The sequence below is a fragment of the Trinickia violacea genome, from assembly GCF_005280735.1.
Classification (GTDB): Bacteria; Pseudomonadota; Gammaproteobacteria; order Burkholderiales; family Burkholderiaceae; genus Trinickia_A; species Trinickia_A violacea.
The window spans coordinates 2274411-2292921 of sequence record NZ_CP040077.1; the positions used below are offsets into that span (position 1 = coordinate 2274411).

Below are 18511 nucleotides of genomic sequence, written 5' to 3' on the forward strand. Positions count from 1 at the left end.
ACAGGCTCAGAACGCCGGATTCATCCGACGGTAGGCGTCGAGCAGCGCCGTCTTGTAGACCGCGCCGACGAGCTTCGGCTCGGACGCGCTTTCGATCACCGGCAGCCGCTCTCCCTGGAACGCCATGAAATGCTGCAGCGCGTCGCCGATCGGCATGTCGGGCGTGAGCACGTCGAATTGCTGCTGGAGGTAATCGGCGGCGGTGCGCTCGGCGGTGTCGCGTTTGTCGAGCAAATCGGACGTGATGTCCTTCAGCGCGACGACGCCGAGAAAGCACCCGGCATCGTTGGTGACATACAGGTACTTCACGGGGTATTCGAGGAAGATGCGCGTCATCTCGTTCACGCTCGCGGTGAGCGGCACAACGGTGTCGGCCGGCTTGACGAGTTCGCGCAACAGCAGCGAGCGCAGCCGCAGGCGCTCTTGCTCGTCTTCGAGGCGGCGCAGCGTGATCTCGTACATCGACGTCTTGCCGATCGCGCGCGCCACGAAGTACGCGACGACGCATGAGAGCATCAGCGGCAGCACGACCTGATAGCTGAGCGTCATCTCGAAGATCATCAAAATCGCCATCAGCGGGGCCTGCGTCGCCCCGGCGAGGAACGCGCCCATGCCGACCATCGCATACGCGAAGGGCTCCGACGTGGCGTGCGGCCAGATCGCGTGCACGACGAGGCCGAAGAGCGAGCCGAAGGTCGCGCCGACGAAGAGCGTCGGCGTGAACACGCCGCCGACCGCGCCCGAGCCGACGGTCGCGGCCGTCGCGATCAGCTTGAAGACGAGCACGGTGACGAGCGCGGTCCAGGTCCACGGCGAATGAAGGATGTGGTTGACGACGCTATAGCCGTTGCCCCACACCTCGGGCACCCATACCGAGATCACGCCGACCACGAGACCGCCGAGCGCGAGCCGGAGCGGCAGCGGCACGGGCAGGCGCTTGAATTGTTTCTTGGTGGCGTCGAGCAGGTGCAGGAACTGCGGCGCGGCCGCACCGCACAGCAAGCCGAGCGCCACGAACAGCAGCACCTCGACGCCGGTGATCGCCGGGAACACCGGCATCTGGTACGGCGGCTTGTAGCTTGTGAATTCGCGCATCGTGATGTTGGCGACGACCGACGAGACGACGATCGGCCCGAAGCTCTCCATCGCGATCGAGCCGAGCACGATCTCGGTGACGAAGAACGCACCGGCGATCGGCGCGCTATACGCCGACGTGATGCCGGCCGCCGCGCCGCACGCGACGAGCAGGCGCAGCCGCGCGGGATCGAAGTGCACGACGCGTCCTACCGCCGACGCGGCGAGCGCGGCCAGTTGCACCATCGACCCTTCGCGCCCGATCGAGCCGCCGAAGCCGATCGTGAACAGCGACGAGATGCTGCGCCACAGGCTCTGCCAGACCGGCACGATGCCTTCGCCGATCGCGATCGCTTCCATGTAGTCGGAGTTCGCTTTCTTGTCGGCGCCGCGGCGCGCGATCAAGAGCGCACAGCCGGCCAAGAGGCCGCCGGCGGCCGGCAGCCAGATGCGCACGGTCCACGGCAGCTCGCGCGCCATCTCGACGAAGCTGCCGATCTTGCCGACGAACAGCCATTGAAAGAAGTCGATGCCCTGGCGAAACGCGATGGTCGCCAAGGCGCCCAGCACGCCGACGATCACGGACCAGACGAGCATCGTGTGCGCGTCGGACAAGCGGAACAGTTCTTTGGCGCGGGTGCGCAGGCGGAGCAGGAATGAAAGCACGGCTTGAGGCGGGGATCGTTATGGGTTCCGGGGCGAGCGCAAGGATAGCACCGGGCTAGGGGTCGAATGCGGTATCGGCGTTTTCTCCGTTCGGGCAGACGCGGCTGGGCGGGCCTGGGTGTGGCTGTGCGCGCCAGGTCAGTGGGCGGCTTTGTCGAGTTCCGGGTAGTGGCGGAAGATGCACGACTCGTTGTGCGACAGCCTCCGGTCCGACGCGAGATACGCGGCGATATTCGGACGCGCCATCACGGCGTCGTGCAGGGCGGCGAGGCGCGGGTAGTGCTCGCCGAAACGCTTCGTCGCTCGCGGAAATGCGTAGAACAGCCCGTCGATCAATTGGAACATCGACAAATCCACGTAGGTCAGCGCGTCGCCCACCAGGTGGCCGTCGCCGTGCGGATTCAGCTTGAGCACGCGCTCGAAGTAGCGCATGAACTTCGGGATGCGGTGGTCGATGAATTCGGTCGCGCGCACCTTGGCGGCGTCCTTTTGCTCCTCGTAATACAGGTCGTTCGAAAGCGGATGATGCGTGTCGTGGACTTCGGTCACCATGTCCGCGATCGTGAGCTGCAGGCCGTGCGCGACGAAGCGCGAGTCGTCCAGCGGCGCGAGGCCGAGCTTCGGGCCGAGGTAGAGCAGGATGTTCGCAACGTGCGGGACGATCAGGTCGCCGTCTTTCAGAAAGGGCGGGGCGAACGGCGGGTACGGATCGGTTTTGCTGTCCATGATCGACAGCATGTCGCCGGTGCCGTCGTCTTCGCGCGCGATGTCGACATACGGCGCTTGCGCCTCTTCGAGCGCGAGCCGCACGAATTCGCCGCGGCCTTGCAGGCCGTCCCAGTAATAGAGTTCGTAAGCCATCTTGTGTCCTCGCTGAAGTGTGCGATGCCTTGCATCGCGGGTTCACATCGAACAACGGCAAGTATGAGCGTTCGAGACGGCGGGCGCCCCGCCGGATCGCCGGCCGACGCAAGGGCGCCCCCCGGATCGCCGGCCGACGGACGGCCGCCCCCCACAAACACGCATGCCCCGCGCGAGGCGGGGCACTTCAGGCTTGGGGGCAGCGCGCGCTGCATCGTCGATCGCTTAGGCGAACAAGCGTTCCACCGCCCAGGTGATGCCCAATCCGCCGACGACCAGCCACACATACAGGATGAAGCCGGTCAGCAGGGCGCGCGGGCCCGCTTCGCGAATCTGCGACACGCGCGTTTCGATGCCGAGCGCCGTCATCGCCATCGTGAGTGCGAAGGTGTCGATCAGGTTGACCGTGTGCGTGGCGGTCTCCGGCAGCACATGCAGCGAGTTCACGACGACACAGGCCAGAAACCCGATCGCGAACCAGGGTACGGCGAGCTTGCGCGGCTTGGCGGCGTGGTGCGCGGCTTCATGCGCGGCCGGCTTCTTCGCCCGATTGATCCACATGCCGAGCGCGAGCAGCACCGGCACGAGCAGCATGACGCGGGTCATCTTGACGATCGTCGCGATGTGGGTGGCTTCGCCGCTCACGTTGCTGGCCGCTCCGACCACCTGTCCGACCTCGTGGATCGTGCCGCCGAAAAAGAGGCCGACGCCGAGCGTGTCGAGATGCAGCCAGCCCGCGCGATTCAGAACCGGGTAGAGGAACATCGACAGCGTGCCGAACAGCACGACGCTGCCCACGGCCATGGCGCTCTTGTGCGGCTTCGATTGCAGCGTCGATTCGAACGCGAGCACGGCGGCGGCGCCGCAGATCGCGCTGCCGGCGGCGGTGAGGATGGCGGTGTCGCGGTCGAGCTTCATGAGCTTCATGCCGGCCCAGGTGCCGAGCGCGAGCGTGCTGACGACGATCACCACGGACTCGACGAAGCCGGAGAGGCCGACTTGTGCGATTTCCTGCAGGCTGACACGCAGCCCGAAGAATGCGACCGCGATGCGCAGCAGCTTGCGCGCCGAGAAGTTGACGCCGGCGGCCCAGCTGGCGGGCATGCCGTCGCGCAACGCGTTGCCGTAGATCGCGCCGGCGACGATGCCGACGATCAGCGGGCTCATGCCGAGTCCGGCGATGGCGGGGAGCGAGGCGACGCTCGTCACGGCCGCCGCGAACAGCGCCACGAACAAGATGCCGTTGAGCTGGCCGCGCATCGACGATTCGTGCGCGGCGTGCGGGACGGCGAGGTGTGGGGTGGACATGAAGTGGGTCCGGTCGATTTCGATGGGCTAATCCTAGATTGGTTATATCGATATGAAAAATCGTCATTTGTGACGTAAAATATCGGTATAGCCGATAGTTAATCGAAATGACCCCTGACCAGCTTATAACGTTCGCCGCCGTCGCCGAGCATCTGAACATCAGCCGCGCGGCCGTGGCGCTGCATCTGTCGCAACCGGCGGTGTCCGGGCAGTTACGCCAGTTGCAGGAGGAATTCGGCGAGCCGCTTTACCAGCGCGACGGCCGGGGGATTCGCCTCACGCCAAGCGGCGCGCAGCTCGCCGAATACGCTCAGCGGCTGCGCGATACGTACCGCCAGGCTCATGCGTACCGCGACGCCTTGCGCGGCCTCGAACGCGGCACGCTGCGCGTCGGCGCGAGCACCACGCTCGCGAGCTATCTGCTGCCGTACCTGATCGCGGAGTTTCAGCGGCGCTTTCCCGAGATCGCGATCCAGACGGCCGGCGGCAATACGGCCGATATCGTCCACTCGCTCGGTTCGCTCGATATCGCGATGATCGAAGGGCCGGTCGGCGCCGATCTGCCGCCCGGCACCGGGGTGCATCCGTGGCGCGAGGACGAGATCGTCGCGATCGTGCCGCGCGAGCATCCCTTGGCGCAGCGGGAGTCGGCCCGCTCGGAAGCGGCCGAGGCGGGTGCGTCGGCGCTATCGGCGACTTTCGATGAGCTTGCGGCCTATCCGCTCGTGCTGCGCGAAGAGGGATCGGGCGTGCGCCAGCTCGTCGAGCGCGCGTTCTCGCGGCATGGTCTGCCGATGCGCGTGGCGCTCGAAGTCGCGGGCGTCGAAGGTGTGAAAGAGGCGGTGCGGGCGGGGATGGGCATCGGCTTCGTGTCGGCGATGTCGATGCGGCACGAGGACAACGCGCTGAGCCGCGTCTCGCTCGGCCCGGCGCCGCTGACGCGGCGCTTTTCGATCCTGATGCCGCATGAGAATGCGCCGTCGCGGGTGGCCGAGCGGTTTCTGGCGCTGTGCCTCGAGGGTATCGCTTGAACTGGGCTAGGGATTTCCACTATGGCGCGGCGAAGCGCGGGCGGCGCAATATCTGTTCATCAAGCGCATCGGCGCTTTTTTTAAGCTTACTTATGGAACCGGTTCCAGTCAGCGATTCAGCGCAAATTCAGGGCCAATTCGACACAGCGGAAGTCGTCATCGTCGCGAGCGCGTTCGGTGCGGACGTCATCCGGCGCGACGGCCATGTCGCGTGGCTGGCCGCGGCCGCAGAGGCCGGGGCGGCCGGTTTCGAAGTGCGTCGTGAATTGTTCCGCTCCGATGCCGACACGTCGCTCGATGCGCTCGCGTTGCTCGGCCATGCGATCGAGCGGTTCGGCATGTGGCCGGTCTACTCGACGCCGGACTCGCTGTATCGCGACGACGGCTCGCTCGACCGCGTCGCGTTGAGCGCCGCGATGGCCGAGGCCGGCGCGCTCGGCGCACGCTTCGTCAAGCTGCAGCTGGGGGCGTTTGACGGACGTGCCGATGGCGATGGCCTTCGCGACGCCGTCGCCGAGGGCCGGGCGCGCCTTGTCGTCGAAAACGGCCAGTTGCGCGAAGGCGGATTGCTGAGCCAGTTCGTCGAATTATTCGCGGCCCTCGAACGCGAAAGCACCGGCGGCGTGCTCGGAATGGCGTTCGACATCGGTAATTGGCAGTGGCCCGGCGAGGACCCGCTGCACGCCGCGAAGGCATTGGCGCCGCACGTCGAGTACATCCATTGCAAGGCCGTCGTGGGCGAGGGCGCGCGCCGCTTCGCCGCCGCGCCCGCCGCCGACGACGCTTCGTGCGCCCGGATTTTTTCGGTGTTGCCGCGTCACGTGCCGCGCGGCATCGAGTTTCCGTTCGATCGAGATCGCGTCGCCAGCGACGCCAAGCGGCGTGTCGCGTGGCTCGCCGCCGCATGAAAACCGCCTTGGGACGCACGATGCAGTCAAACCCGTATTCAGAGGGAAATGGTATGTCCACCCAGCTCGATGTCTTGACCTACGGCGAAGCGATGGCGATGTTCGTCGCGAACGAAACCGGGCCGCTCGCGAGCGTCGGCGAGTTCACGAAGCGCATCGCCGGCGCCGATCTGAACGTCGCGATCGGCTTGTCGCGCCTCGGCTTCAAGGTCGGCTGGATGAGCCGCGTGGGGCGGGATTCGTTCGGCCAGTACGTGCTCGACACGCTCGCCAAGGAGGGGATCGATGCGAGTCACGTCACGGTCGATGCGCGCTATCCGACCGGCTTTCAACTGAAATCGAAGCACGATGACGGCAGCGATCCGGCTGTCGAGTACTTCCGCAAGGGCTCGGCCGCGAGCCATCTGTCGCTCGACGACTACGCCGCCGACTACGCGCTCGGCGCGCGCCACCTGCATTTGACGGGCGTCGCGCCCGCGATCTCGGCGTCTTCGTGCGAACTGGCGTTCCATCTGGCGCGAGAGATGCGCGCGGCAGGCAAGACGATTTCGTTCGACCCGAATCTGCGGCCGACTTTGTGGCCGTCGCGCGAAGCGATGGTGGCATCGCTCAATGCGCTCGCGGCGCTCGCCGACTGGGTGCTGCCCGGCATCGGCGAAGGCCGCACGCTGACCGGCTTCGACCAGCCCGAGGACATCGCGCGCTTCTACCTCGATGCCGGCGCGCGCGGTGTGATCGTCAAGCTCGGCGCGCAGGGCGCGTATTTCCGCACCGGCGACCACGATGGCGTGATTCCCGCACAACCGGTGGCGAACGTCGTCGACACGGTGGGCGCCGGCGACGGATTTGCGGTCGGCGTCATCAGTGCGCTGCTCGAGGGTCTCACGCTGCCGGCAGCGGTGGCGCGCGGCAACCGGATCGGCGCGCTCGCGATCCAGGTGAGCGGCGATTCCGAAGGCTTGCCGATACGCACGGAATTGGCGAGGCTCGAGCGCCTGGAACGGCTCGGCGACAGCAGCGAACATGCCGCGACCGATGCCTTGGTTTGAAGACAGCCGCAACACCGACCGATAACCCCAACAAGATGCCGGCGGCGTCGGCGCAACCGCACCGGTTCGCCTACGCTTGACGACACGGCACGTTCTCAGCAGTCAAAGGAGACAGAAATGCCCGCAACGATGCCCGAAACGCTAGCCCCCCGCCGCTGGTGGGCGATCATGCCGATCGTTTTCATCACCTACAGCCTCGCTTATCTCGACCGCGCGAACTTCGGCTTCGCATCGGCCGCCGGCATCAATCAGGATCTCGGCATCAGCAAAGGGCTCGCGTCGCTGATCGGCGCGCTGTTCTTCCTCGGCTATTTCTTCTTCCAGATTCCCGGTGCGATCTACGCCGAGCGGCGCAGCGTGAAGAAGCTCGTCTTCGTAAGCCTGATCTTGTGGGGCGCGTGCGCGGCGCTGACGGGCGTCGTCAGCAACATTCCGTCGCTGATGGCGCTGCGCTTCGTGCTCGGCGTCGTCGAGGCGGCCGTGCTGCCCGCGATGCTGATTTTTCTTTCCAACTGGTTCACGAAGAGCGAACGTTCGCGCGCGAACACGTTCCTGATCCTCGGCAATCCGGTGACGGTGTTGTGGATGTCGATCGTGTCCGGCTATCTCGTGCACGCGTTCGGCTGGCGCAACATGTTCATCGCCGAAGGGCTGCCGGCCGTCGTCTGGGCGGTGTGCTGGTGGTTCATCGTCAAGGACAAGCCGGCCCAGGTGTCGTGGCTGTCCGAGTCCGAGAAGCGCACGCTCGATGCCGTCCTCGCCGCCGAACAAGCCGCGATCAAGCCGGTGCGCAATTACCGCGAGGCGTTCAAGTCGCCCGCCGTCATCAAGCTGTGCGCGCAGTATTTCTGCTGGAGCATCGGCGTGTACGGCTTCGTGCTGTGGCTGCCGTCGATCCTGAAGAACAGCTCGACGCTCAGCATGGTCGAAACGGGCTGGCTTTCCGCGCTGCCGTATCTCGCGGCGACGATCGCGATGATCGCCGCGTCGTGGGCCTCCGACAAGCTCGATGCCCGCAAGGCGTTCGTCTGGCCGTTCCTGCTCGTCGGCGCGGTCGCGTTCGCCGCGTCGTACGCACTCGGCTCGACGCACTTCTGGACCTCGTACGCGCTGCTCGTGATCGCGGGCGCCGCGATGTACGCGCCGTACGGCCCGTTCTTCGCGATCGTGCCGGAGCTGCTGCCGAGGAACGTCGCGGGCGGCGCGATGGCGCTCATCAACAGCATGGGCGCGCTCGGCTCGTTCGTCGGCTCGTACGTCGTCGGCTATCTGAATGGCGCGACGGGGTCGCCCGCGGCCTCGTATGCGTTCATGAGCGTCGCGCTCGTGGCCGCCGTGATCCTGACGCTCGCCGTGAAGGCGCAGGCTGCGCCGTCGCCGGTGCTGGCCGTTCATCTGCCTGCTCATCTGCCCAGGAAGTGAACACGGGAAAAACACGAAAAGGACACCGATGAAACCGAAAATCATCGCCTACAAGGCGCTGCCGGACGACGTGCTCGCCTACCTGCGCGAACACGCCGACGTGGTCACGCTCGACGACGCGGCGACAGCGTCGCCCGATACGCTCGCCGCCGCGCTCAAGGACGCCGACGGCGCGATCGGCGCAAGCGTGAAGGTGACGCCCGCGATGCTCGAAGGCGCGGCGCGGCTCAAGGCGCTGTCGACGATCTCCGTCGGCTTCGACCAGTTCGACGTCGACGACCTCACGCGGCGCGGCATCCTGCTCGCACACACGCCGGACGTGCTGACCGAATCGACCGCCGACACCGTATTCGCGCTGATCCTCGCGAGCGCGCGGCGCGTGGTCGAGCTGGCGGACTGGGTCAGGGCGGGGCAATGGACGAAGAGCGTGGGCGAGGCGCAGTTCGGCGTCGAAGTGCAGGGCAAGACGCTTGGCATCGTCGGCCTGGGGCGCATTGGCGGGGCGCTCGCCCGACGCGCGGCGCTCGGCTTCAACATGCGCGTGCTGTACACGAACCGCAGTCCGAACGAAGCGGCCGAGCGCGCGTATGGCGCCAAGCGCGTCGAGCTTGCGGCGTTGCTCCGCGAGTCCGATTTCGTGTGCCTGCAAGTGCCGCTCACGCCCGAGACACGTCATCTGATCGGCGCTGCTGAATTGAAGACGATGAAGCCGGGCGCGATTCTGATCAACGCATCGCGCGGACCGACCGTCGACGAGGCCGCGCTGATCGACGCGCTGCGCGACGGCACGATCCTCGGCGCGGGGCTCGACGTGTTCGAGCGCGAACCGCTGCCGGCCGATTCGCCGTTGCTGCACATGAAAAATGTCGTCGCACTGCCGCACATCGGTTCGGCGACCGGCGAGACCCGTCACGCGATGGCGCGCTGCGCGGCCGAAAACCTCGTCGCCGCATTGGCGGGTACGCTCTCGCGCAATATCGTCAACCGCGAGGTGCTCGACCGGCGCTAGGGCTTGCCATTGGCGTGAACGGGCCCTAAGCGGGTGCTTAAGTGGTGTAGGGCAGCGGCGTAGGCTATGATGCGCGCTCTGATGCAGTTCGAAAGCGCGCCTCGAGCGCGCTTTTGTCTATTTCGGCGCATAGTTGCCGCAGGTTGCGGGCGATCCTCGCGCAACTGCGGCACAGCGCCGCTTCCGTTTCTGACGACGAGGAGTTTTCGGTTGGCTGACGTATTTCCGCACCTCTCCAGTTGCAGCCGCACGGCCCGCCCGTGCGCCGGCTGCCGCGCCGCTCATGAGGCCGCGCGATGAGCTACGTGCGTACGGGAGCGCCACGCCGCGCGACGATCAGCGATGTCGCGCGCGAAGCGGGCACGGGCAAGACGAGTGTGTCGCGCTATCTGAACGGCGAGACCAATGTGCTGTCGCTCGATCTGCGCGAGCGGATCGAAGCGGCGATCAAGCGGCTCGACTACCAGCCGAACCAGATGGCGCGCGGCTTGAAGCGCGGGCGCAACCGCCTGATCGGCATGCTCGTCGCCGACCTGACGAACCCCTATACGGTCGAAGTGCTGCAAGGCGTCGAGGCCGCGTGCCAGGCGCTCGGCTACATGCCGCTCATCTGCCACGCGGCGAACGAAGTCGAAATGGAGCGGCGCTACCTGCAGCTGCTGACGACGTATCGCGTCGAAGGCGTGATCGTCAACGCCTTGGGCGTGAAGGACGAGATGCTCAAGCCGCTCGGCGAGGGCGGCATTCCGGCCGTGCTCGTCGACCGCAAGGTGGCGGGGCTCGATGCCGATATCGTCGGGCTCGACAATGCCGAAGCGGTTCGGGCCGGCACGCAGCATCTGCTCGAGCGGGGCTTTGCCGAGATCCACTTCGTGGTGCAGCCGTTCGAGCAGGTCAGTTCGCGGCGTGTGCGCGAAGCTGCGTTTCGCGAGGCGATCGACAATGCGCTACGCGCGGCCGTGGCGGATGGCGCGGGTGGTGGTGGTGCTGGTCAGGCGCCGCGCCTGCAAGGCCAAACGGTCGTGCTCGATCTCGCCGATCCCGAGGCCGTGATCCGCACGCACGCCGCGCTCGATCTCCGCATCGACGCCGCCATCGACGGTTCGGGCAAGCGCATCGCGCTGTTCGCGGCGAACGCGCCGGTCGCCTTGTCGCTCGCGCTGCATCTGAATTCGCACTATGGCTCGCGCTGGCAGGACCGCGTCGCGCTGATGTCGGTCGACGATCCTGAATGGGCCGAACTGACGGGCATCACGACGATCCGTCAGCCGACCTATGCGATCGGCTACCGCGCGATCGAATTCCTGCACGAGCGCATCGATGGCGTGGTTTCGCCCATCCGCGAAGCGATGCTGCCGGGCGATTTGATTGTCCGGGGCTCCACAGCGCGATAGGCGCTCCGCCACGCGCGCTGCTCATCGATAGTCGTTCCATCGATCGATGCGCCGATCGCCGCATCGACACCTGTATCAACAACAAGGACGTTCATGGTTGCACCGCTTACGCTCATTTGCCTCACGATCGCGACGCTCTTCGTCGCGGCATTGCCCGCCGTGCTCTACTGGCGGCTGCGGCGGCCGCTGGCGTTCGACAAGCGCTACGCGATCACCGGCATCGCGGTGTTCGCGCTGTTCGCGATGGTGATCGAGCGCGGGCTCAACACCTATCTGCTGAGCCGCAATCCGATGACGGCGATGTGGCTCATGAACCCGGTCGTGTTCGTCGCCTATGGCGCGCTGATCGCGGGCGTTTGCGAGGAGGTGGGACGCTGGCTCGGCATGCGCTGGCTCATCAAGAAGAGCGGCGCGGTGCCCGGCTCGGACAGCCCGGCGCTCAGCTACGGCCTGGGTCACGGCGGGGCGGAGGCTTGGCTCGTCGGCGTCATGGTGCAGGTGCAATGGATCGTGTACGCGGTGCTCGCGAGCCAAGGCAAGCTCGATCCCGGCATGACGAACCTGCCCGACGAAACGGTGATGCAGATTCATCTGCTGCTGTCGACGCTGTCGGTGCCGATGGCGTTGATCTTCGCGCTGGAACGCACTGCGGCGCTCGTGTTTCAGATCGGCCTGTCGGTGCTGATGTGGCGTGGCCTGCGGGCCGGCTGGCGCGGCATCCTGCCGCTCGCGATCGTCGTGCACGCGCTGATCGACGTGCCTGCCGCGCTGTTTCAGGCGGGCAAGCTGCCGCTCGTCGCGGTGGACGGCGCCTACGCGCTGGCTGCGGTCGTGGTGGCCGGCGTGCTGATCAAGATTTACCGGCGCCCGGCGCAGGGCGATGCGGGCGCGGCGGCGAGATCGATTTGATGCGCGCTTTGACCCGCGATTTGACGCGCGCTTTGACGCATACCCTGGCTCGCAATCAACCGAACACTTAGGCGATTACGAAGACGACGATGGAAGCCTATCAATACGAATGCGCGAGTGCGGACTTCGAGGAACTGGCGCGCGTCGTCAGCGACTTGTTTCCCGAGCAGACGCGTTTTGTCGAGCGGCCCGCTGCCGACGGCACGCCGGCGTTGTCGATCCAATGGGTCGCGATGCGCTTCGGCTCGACGGCCAAGCGCTTCGAGATGGAAGTGCGCTTCGCACCGCCCGCGCTCGCGCGCTATCGCGCGACGCCGCCGCGCGCGCGTGGCCGCAGCTTCGCGATCCTGCGCGCGTACGTGGAAGCGATGCTCGGCTCGCTCGAAGAGCAGTATGCGGAAGGCAAGGCGGTGCCGCGCGAAGTGACGATCGAACTCGCGGACGAGTTCGCTTGACGTTTGCTTTCGGCTCGCGGCAACGCGCGTGCGTTGCCGCACGACGCAGTCATTCCACCCGCAGTCAATCCACCATTACGCGCGCAATCCACCCTCAATCGGCGCGCCGATAAACCTTCGCGAAGCGCTGCGCCTGCACCACGCCATAGTCGCCGGGCGCGTACTGCATGACCCAATCGCCCGCGGTGCCGCGCAGCACATCGCCCGCGGCAGAGCGGGCGATCGAGAACGGCGCATCCATCCGCTTGGCGAGCACCACCGAGGGACGATTGCGATAAGCGCCAGGTTCGCCATGCGCGAGCGACGGCGAGGCAGGCAGGTACTTCGCATCGAAGCGCTCGCGCGAGACCACCCAGCGGTCGCCGGTCGAGCCCGTGATCAGCGCGTCGCCGCGCACGTAGCGGTTCGGCCCTTCGAGGCTCATCAGTTCGCCCTCGCCGGAAGCGAATTCGACGGCGACGGTTTCGTCCTTGATATAGCGGTGCGCCGCAGGATCGTGGCGCAAGTCGACGTCTTTCAGTTCGATCATCGGAAATGGAAGTAAGGGAGAGTGACGGGGCGAGAGATTAGCGCGAAAGCTTACCGCGTGCGCGCTTCCGGCAGCATCCACGACAAAAATCCACAGGATATCCGAGCGGCCAAACGGATTTGCAGCCTGCCGCCGGTAGCGGGAGCGCACTCGCGGTATGATGCGCGCTCCCGATGGAAGCCCTGAAACCGCAACGGTCGCTGCGGAACCTACCGATGGTCCACCTCAATTTGTCCGCTGGCATTCTGAGTCCGAGCCTGCAGGGGCTCGGCGTTCCCGCCTTGGCAGGCGTGCTTGCCGCGCTGGTGCTCGGCGGCATGGTCAAAGGCATCGTCAGCATCGGCGTGCCGCTCATCGCCATGCCGATCCTGAGTCAATTCCTGCCGATCAAAGATGCGGTGCTGCTGCTGTCGATGCCGATCATTCTCGGCAACATCCCGCAGGCGCTGGAAGGCGGCGAGACGCTTCCGACCGTGCGCAAGATCGCCGCGCCGCTCGTCGGCACCGTGCTCGGCAATCTCGTCGGGGTGACGATGCTGATTTCGCTCGCGCCGCATCGCGCTCAGGCCATCGCAGGCGTGCTGCTGATGCTTGCCGCACTGCTCATGCTCGCGTCGCCGCGGCTCACGCTGTCGCCCAGGTGGGCCAAGCCCGCGGGGCTGGCCATCGGCTTCGGCGCGGCGGTGATGGAAAGCATTGCGTCCGTGCCGGGCCCGCTGCTCGCGATGTACCTGATCGCAACCGGCGCCACCGGCAGGGCGTTTACGAAGCAGATCGCGATCATTCTCGTCATCTCGATCGTCACGCTCGTCGTGGCGTTCGGCGGCGGCCTGCATGCAAGCTGGGTCGATCTCGCGATTTCGGCGCTTGCGAGCGTGCCCGTCATCGCCGGCATCGTGCTCGCGCGGCCGTTGCGCGACCGGCTGCCGCCCACCGCATTTCGAAGCGTGGTGCTCGTGTTTGTCGTCGCGGCCGCCGTGCAGATGATCTGGAAGTCGGGCGTGCTGTAAGGAGATAAGAAAACGCCCGCCGAAAGGGGCGGGCGTTTGCGGCAAGCATTGAAGCGCCAGGTGCGTAAGGTGCGCGTTTGGCGGCGCCGGCGCGAAGATCGTCTCGTCACCTAGCGGGGCTGCGCACCGGCGTCTTCAACGCATTACTGCTCGGCAACGTCGTCCGATTTCGACGACTTCGCAGCATGGCCCTTCTTGCCGCCATGCTCCTTGCCGTGCTGACGGAACGTCTCGTCGGCCAGCTTCTTCTGATCCGGCGAGAACGAGGTGTAGAGCGGCTCGAACGCGGCGACGAGCTTGGTCATGCCGTCGGCATGCGCCTGCGCGATTTGCGTGTACTGCTTCATGTCGTCGAGCGCCGACAGGTTCTTGTCAGCCGTGCGCTGACGGTACAGGTTGCCCATCGTCTCGCCGTTCTGGCGCATCACGTCGGCAAACTGCTGCCACTGCGTTTCCTGAGCCGGCGTGATCTTCAATTCCGAGTGCAGCGTGGCAATGCGTTGTTCGGTCCGAGCCTCATGTCCCGCCGTTGCCGACGCGGCAACCGGCGCTGCGGCGGGTGCCGAAGCCTGCGCGAAAGCGCCGCTCATGGCGAACGTGGAGGCGAGGATAACCAGTGCTTTTTTCATTGAAACTCCTACTTGACGTGTGGGATGGAACCCCGGCGAAGCGGTGCGTTGCCGTTAGGCACGGCCTTTCGCACCGGCGTTCTTCGCCGATCGCGCTCTTTGTATCACGATATCTCCCCAATACGGCCGGAATGCGACAACTGCTTACAACCGAAACGAATTACAACGGAAACAAGTCGGACTGAGACGGTTGAGCGGCTCGCCGCCATGAAAATGACGTCACTGTCGCCGCCGTCGTGCGGCCGGAAGCGTCATTCGCGAAGGAAATTGAAAGCGGACGGGCCGTGCCGGCACCTCCCGGCGTGACGCCTGACTTTATATTACAGTGGTCATCTTTCGGCGCGCGGGCCCGCCATGTCTCACCGACGGTGTTCGCGCAAACCAGCAAGTGAGAGGAACGACGATGCGAATTCTCGTAGTGGGCGCCGGCGCGACCGGCGGATATTTCGGCGGGCGGATGGCGTTGGCTGGCCAGGATGTGACGTTTCTCGTGCGCGAGAAGCGCGCCGAAGCGCTGAAGCGCTCGGGGCTCGTCATCAAGAGCCCCAAAGGCGACGCCACGCTCACGAAGGTGCAGACCGTGCTCGCCGACCGCATCGACGCGCCCTACGATCTCGTGCTGCTCAGCTGCAAAGCCTACGATCTCGACAACGCGATCGAGTCGTTCGCGCCGGCCGTCGGCCCGTCGACGGCCATCCTCCCGCTGCTCAACGGCATGCGCCATCTGGACGTGCTGCGCGAACGCTTTGGCGCGTCGAGCGTCTTGGGCGGCATCTGCCTGATCTCGGCGACGCTCGATGCGAACCGCGCGATCGTGCAAATGACCGACATGCATGCGATCGGTTTCGGCGAACTCGACGGCAGGCGCTCCGAGCGAGTGGAAGCGATCGCGAAGGCGCTCGGCGCGGGCGGCTTCGATGTCGACGCGAGCGAAACCATCGTTCAGCAGATGTGGGAGAAGTGGGTCTTCCTCGCGACGCTCGCGGCGACCACCTGCCTGTTCCGCGCGACCATCGGCGACATTCTGAACGCACCGGATGGCCATGCCGCGATCGCCGCCGTCTTCGCCGAATGCAGCGCGATCGCGCAAGCCAACGGCTATCCGATGCGCGCGCCGTTTGCCGAGCGCACGAAGGGGATGCTGTTCGGGGCGGGTTCGCCGCTGTCGGCGTCGATGATGCGCGACATCGAGAACGGTCAGCGCACCGAGGGCGATCACGTGCTCGGCGATTTGCTGGCCCGCGCGCATGGCGCTTCACAAGTGGAAGGCGGGCTGTCGGTTCTGCGCATCGCGTACAACCACGTGAAGGCGTACGAAGCGCGGCGCGCACGCACGGCGGCCGCGGCGTCCACGGCGTCGTAAAGCCGGGCGATAATCCGGCTCTTCCACCGACAAAGCCCCGCTTAACCATCGATGAGACCTCCGCGCCTCGACCAGCTCGACGAACTCGATCGCAACCTGGTTGCCTTGCTTCAGGCCAACGCACGCGAAAGCGTCGCGAATCTCGCGCGCCAGTTGGGCGTCGCGCGGACAACCGTGATCGCGCGCATCGAGCGGCTCGAGCGCACGAACGTGATCGCGGGCTACAGCGTGCGGCTCGGCCAGGACGTGCTCGACGCGAGCATCTACGCGTACGTCGGCATCATCCTCGCGCCGAAGTTCGGTCCCGATGTGTTGAAGCGCCTCTCGAAGATGCCGGAGGTGCAACTGCTGTGCGCGGTCAGCGGCGAGTTCGACTACGTCGCCTGGCTGCGCGCCGATTCGCCCGACCGCCTCAACGACTTGCTCGATCAGATCGGCGGGCTCGAGGGGGTCGAGCGCACGACGACGTCGATCATCCTTGCGCGCAAGATCGACCGTGGAATGATCGGCGGGTAGGCGTTTCCGAACTCGCGGGCGCTCTCGCGCCACCGTCCGCGTTTGCACAATTTTTACGCATCTTCGTCGGAATGACGAAGTTCGTCGTCATTCCGACGAACTTCGTAGTCAGAGCGCAGCATTTTGCGTCTATAAACTGTTTTTGCGCATCCCTACACTGTGTGCAGAGTTTTCACCCGCCGCCTTTTACCGCAGGCGGCGGAAACCATCCACGACACACAGAACAATCAGGAGAAGCGCATGAAAGTTGCCATCGTCGGTGCCGGTTTGATCGGCCACACCATTGCCCACATGCTTCGGGAGACGGGCGACTACGAAGTCGTCGCATTCGATCGCGATCCGCAGGCGCTTGCCAAGCTGTCCGCCCAGGGCATTCCCACCGAACGCATCGACTCGGCCGACGCCAACGCGCTTCAGAACGCGGTTCAGGGCTTCGACGCACTCGTCAACGCGTTGCCGTACTACCTTGCCGTCAACGTGGCGGCCGCCGCGAAGGCCGCGGGCGTCCACTATTTCGACCTCACCGAAGACGTGCGCGCGACCAACGCGATCCGCAGCCTCGCCGACGGCGCGACGCACGCGTTCATGCCGCAGTGCGGCCTCGCACCGGGCTTCATCGGCATCGCCGCGCACGAGCTCGCGAACCGCTTCTCGGAGATTCGCGAAGTGAAGATGCGTGTCGGCGCGCTGCCCGAGTTTCCGACCAACGCGCTCAAGTACAACCTGACGTGGAGCGTCGACGGCCTCATCAACGAATACTGCCAGCCGTGCGAGGCGATCCGCGACGGCCGCACGCAATGGGTTCAGCCGCTCGAAGGTCTCGAGCACTTCTCGCTCGACGGCATCGAGTACGAAGCGTTCAATACGTCGGGCGGTCTCGGCACGCTGTGCGAGACGCTGTCGGGACGCGTCGAATCGCTCGACTACAAGTCGGTCCGCTATCCGGGCCACCGCGCGCTGATCCAGTTCCTGCTCGAAGAGCTGCGCCTCGCGAGCGACCGCGACACGCTCAAGTCGATCATGCGCCGCTCGGTGCCGTCGACCGCGCAGGACGTCGTGCTGATCTTCGTCACCGTGACGGGCATGCGCGACGGCCAGCTCGTACAGGACGTATTCACGCGCAAGATCTTCGCGAAGACGGTGTACGGCGTGCCGATGAGTGCGATCCAGATCACCACGGCAGGCGCGATGTGCGCGGTGCTCGACCTGTTCCGCGAAAAGAAGCTGCCGCAAAGCGGGTTCGTGCGCCAGGAGCAAGTGTCGCTCGCCGACTTCCTCGGCAATCGCTTCGGCAAGCTGTACGACGGCGCGAGCACGCTCTATGAGGGCGCGACGACGCTTAAGGCGGTGGAAGCCGCTTGAGGAGGGTCGCTTGGGAAGGGCAGCTTAAGAAGCTGTGTGCTGGTGTTATCTGAGAGAAGCGAGCGCGTCGGGTTCGGCTGAAGGGCCGGAACCGCGCGCCCTGCGAAAAGAAGAATTCGGCCACGTACTCGCTATTGAGTACGTGGCCGTTGCGTTTTCCAGGCGAGGCTTTTGCCGCTTGCCGTGATGGACAGGGGTTGAGTGCGGCCTTAGGCGGGGCCAGGCGGCATCATCGTCGCCGGCCGCGACGGCGTCTGCACGATCTCACGCAGCAGCGCATCGAAATCGGCCGTGCTCGGCGCGGTATTGTCGAACATGATGAGCCCCTCGCGCGCCACGCCGCTCGGCACGAAGCGGCGCTGCCGGTACTCGTCCCAATGCGAGAGCTTGTACGCGTCGTTCGGATTGGCGCGCGCGACGATGCGCGCATGCGCGGTCTCTTCGGACGTGAGCACCCAGACGATGCGGATCACGACGTCGTCCGCGACGCCGAGCCATTGACGGTCGAAGAGCCGGCGGTCGCGAATCTCGCGTGAAAGCGGTCCGATCACGACCGCGCTGATGCCGAGTTCGAGATTCTCGCGCGCGGTGTCGATGAGGCCCCGGTACTCGGGGTCGCGCAGATGCTGGAGAAAGAGCGGGCTGTCGCGGTCGTTCGCGTCGCCCGTCAGCGCCTGCATCGCGGCGGCGCTGTAGTGGCCGTAGAGCGTGTCTTTATCGAGCAGGCAGAACGCGCCGCCCGTTGCGCGCATCAGCGGCCCGATCAGGCGCTTGGCGATCGTCGTCTTGCCCGTGCCCGCGTGGCCGCAAAGGAAAACCAGATAGGTCACGAATGCTTGTCCTTGGCGTCGCTTGCCTGAGCGTCGGCGCCTTCGGCGGCATCGTGTGCGAAGGTATCGTTCGCATCGAGCCACATCACGTTGATGATGCCGAAGCCGAGTGCGACGCCGATGCCGAGTATCCAGGCGAAGTACCACATGGCGTTCTCCTTGATGGGGTCACGTTCGATCATGATC

19 protein-coding genes are annotated in these 18511 nt (G+C 65.8%); 12 read left to right on the plus strand and 7 right to left on the minus strand.

The annotated features are described in order from the left end of the window. Positions 1 to 6: 6 nt before the first annotated feature. From FAZ95_RS10300 to FAZ95_RS10310, 3 genes are all read right to left on the minus strand, one after another. Positions 7 to 1740 carry a ClcB-like voltage-gated chloride channel protein gene (locus FAZ95_RS10300; protein WP_137332354.1) on the minus strand — a complete coding sequence of 578 codons (1734 nt, stop codon included), beginning with the start codon at positions 1738 to 1740 and terminating at the stop codon, positions 7 to 9. Positions 1741 to 1878: 138 nt separating this feature from the next. Then, on the minus strand, positions 1879 to 2601 hold the full coding sequence (locus FAZ95_RS10305) for a glutathione S-transferase (protein WP_137332355.1): 723 nt from the start codon (positions 2599 to 2601) through the stop codon (positions 1879 to 1881). 225 nt (positions 2602 to 2826) lie between these two features. Further along, complete coding sequence (locus FAZ95_RS10310) at positions 2827 to 3909, minus strand: YeiH family protein (RefSeq protein WP_137332356.1); 1083 nt, start codon at positions 3907 to 3909, stop codon at positions 2827 to 2829. A gap of 107 nt (positions 3910 to 4016) precedes the next feature. Between FAZ95_RS10310 and FAZ95_RS10315 the strand changes: the two genes are divergently transcribed. The 8 genes from FAZ95_RS10315 (at position 4017) to FAZ95_RS10350 (ending at position 12086) form a co-directional block, all read left to right on the plus strand. Continuing rightward, a complete protein-coding gene (locus FAZ95_RS10315) occupies positions 4017 to 4940 on the plus strand; it encodes a LysR family transcriptional regulator (protein WP_137332357.1) in 924 nt (307 codons plus the stop codon). 92 nt (positions 4941 to 5032) lie between these two features. After that, the gene (locus FAZ95_RS10320) at positions 5033 to 5848 is read left to right on the plus strand and encodes a TIM barrel protein (RefSeq protein ID WP_137332358.1); all 816 of its coding nucleotides are present in this window, start codon (positions 5033 to 5035) and stop codon (positions 5846 to 5848) included. A gap of 53 nt (positions 5849 to 5901) precedes the next feature. Continuing rightward, positions 5902 to 6897 (plus strand): sugar kinase, encoded by a 996-nt coding sequence (locus tag FAZ95_RS10325; protein WP_137332359.1) that lies wholly within the window; start codon positions 5902 to 5904, stop codon positions 6895 to 6897. 129 nt (positions 6898 to 7026) lie between these two features. After that, positions 7027 to 8319 (plus strand): MFS transporter, encoded by a 1293-nt coding sequence (locus FAZ95_RS10330; RefSeq protein ID WP_137334501.1) that lies wholly within the window; start codon positions 7027 to 7029, stop codon positions 8317 to 8319. Between the two features lie 28 nt (positions 8320 to 8347). After that, complete coding sequence (locus tag FAZ95_RS10335; protein ID WP_137332360.1) at positions 8348 to 9328, plus strand: 2-hydroxyacid dehydrogenase; 981 nt, start codon at positions 8348 to 8350, stop codon at positions 9326 to 9328. 296 nt (positions 9329 to 9624) lie between these two features. Continuing rightward, entirely contained in the window at positions 9625 to 10722 is a 1098-nt protein-coding gene (locus tag FAZ95_RS10340; protein ID WP_137332361.1) for a LacI family DNA-binding transcriptional regulator, read from the plus strand. 93 nt (positions 10723 to 10815) lie between these two features. Then, on the plus strand, positions 10816 to 11631 hold the full coding sequence (locus FAZ95_RS10345; RefSeq protein WP_137332362.1) for a YhfC family intramembrane metalloprotease: 816 nt from the start codon (positions 10816 to 10818) through the stop codon (positions 11629 to 11631). 89 nt (positions 11632 to 11720) lie between these two features. Then, entirely contained in the window at positions 11721 to 12086 is a 366-nt protein-coding gene (locus FAZ95_RS10350; RefSeq protein WP_137332363.1) for a DUF3022 domain-containing protein, read from the plus strand. Between the two features lie 94 nt (positions 12087 to 12180). On the opposite strand, the gene FAZ95_RS10355 is transcribed toward FAZ95_RS10350, so the two are convergent. Next, the gene (locus FAZ95_RS10355; RefSeq protein WP_137332364.1) at positions 12181 to 12615 is read right to left on the minus strand and encodes a PGDYG domain-containing protein; all 435 of its coding nucleotides are present in this window, start codon (positions 12613 to 12615) and stop codon (positions 12181 to 12183) included. A gap of 215 nt (positions 12616 to 12830) precedes the next feature. Between FAZ95_RS10355 and FAZ95_RS10360 the strand changes: the two genes are divergently transcribed. Then, positions 12831 to 13625, plus strand: coding sequence for a sulfite exporter TauE/SafE family protein (locus FAZ95_RS10360; protein WP_137332365.1), 795 nt, complete (start codon positions 12831 to 12833; stop codon positions 13623 to 13625). A gap of 143 nt (positions 13626 to 13768) precedes the next feature. Here the strand turns inward: FAZ95_RS10360 and FAZ95_RS10365 are convergent, their stop codons facing one another. Next, complete coding sequence (locus FAZ95_RS10365) at positions 13769 to 14254, minus strand: Spy/CpxP family protein refolding chaperone (protein WP_137332366.1); 486 nt, start codon at positions 14252 to 14254, stop codon at positions 13769 to 13771. 403 nt (positions 14255 to 14657) lie between these two features. Between FAZ95_RS10365 and panE the strand changes: the two genes are divergently transcribed. From panE to FAZ95_RS10380, 3 genes are all read left to right on the plus strand, one after another. Continuing rightward, positions 14658 to 15617: a 2-dehydropantoate 2-reductase gene (panE, locus tag FAZ95_RS10370; RefSeq protein ID WP_137332367.1), complete on the plus strand. Its 960-nt coding sequence runs from the start codon at positions 14658 to 14660 to the stop codon at positions 15615 to 15617. A 51-nt stretch (positions 15618 to 15668) separates the two neighbouring features. Further along, complete coding sequence (locus tag FAZ95_RS10375) at positions 15669 to 16133, plus strand: Lrp/AsnC family transcriptional regulator (RefSeq protein ID WP_137332368.1); 465 nt, start codon at positions 15669 to 15671, stop codon at positions 16131 to 16133. Positions 16134 to 16373: 240 nt separating this feature from the next. Continuing rightward, complete coding sequence (locus FAZ95_RS10380; RefSeq protein WP_137332369.1) at positions 16374 to 17495, plus strand: saccharopine dehydrogenase family protein; 1122 nt, start codon at positions 16374 to 16376, stop codon at positions 17493 to 17495. A 209-nt stretch (positions 17496 to 17704) separates the two neighbouring features. Here FAZ95_RS10380 and FAZ95_RS10385 read toward each other — a convergent pair whose 3' ends face one another. Beyond that, entirely contained in the window at positions 17705 to 18325 is a 621-nt protein-coding gene (locus FAZ95_RS10385) for a P-loop nucleotide/nucleoside kinase family protein (protein WP_137332370.1), read from the minus strand. Beyond that, entirely contained in the window at positions 18322 to 18474 is a 153-nt protein-coding gene (gene cydX, locus FAZ95_RS10390; protein WP_137334502.1) for a cytochrome bd-I oxidase subunit CydX, read from the minus strand. Before cydX ends, FAZ95_RS10385 begins: the two co-directional genes overlap by 4 nt. Positions 18475 to 18511: the final 37 nt, after the last annotated feature.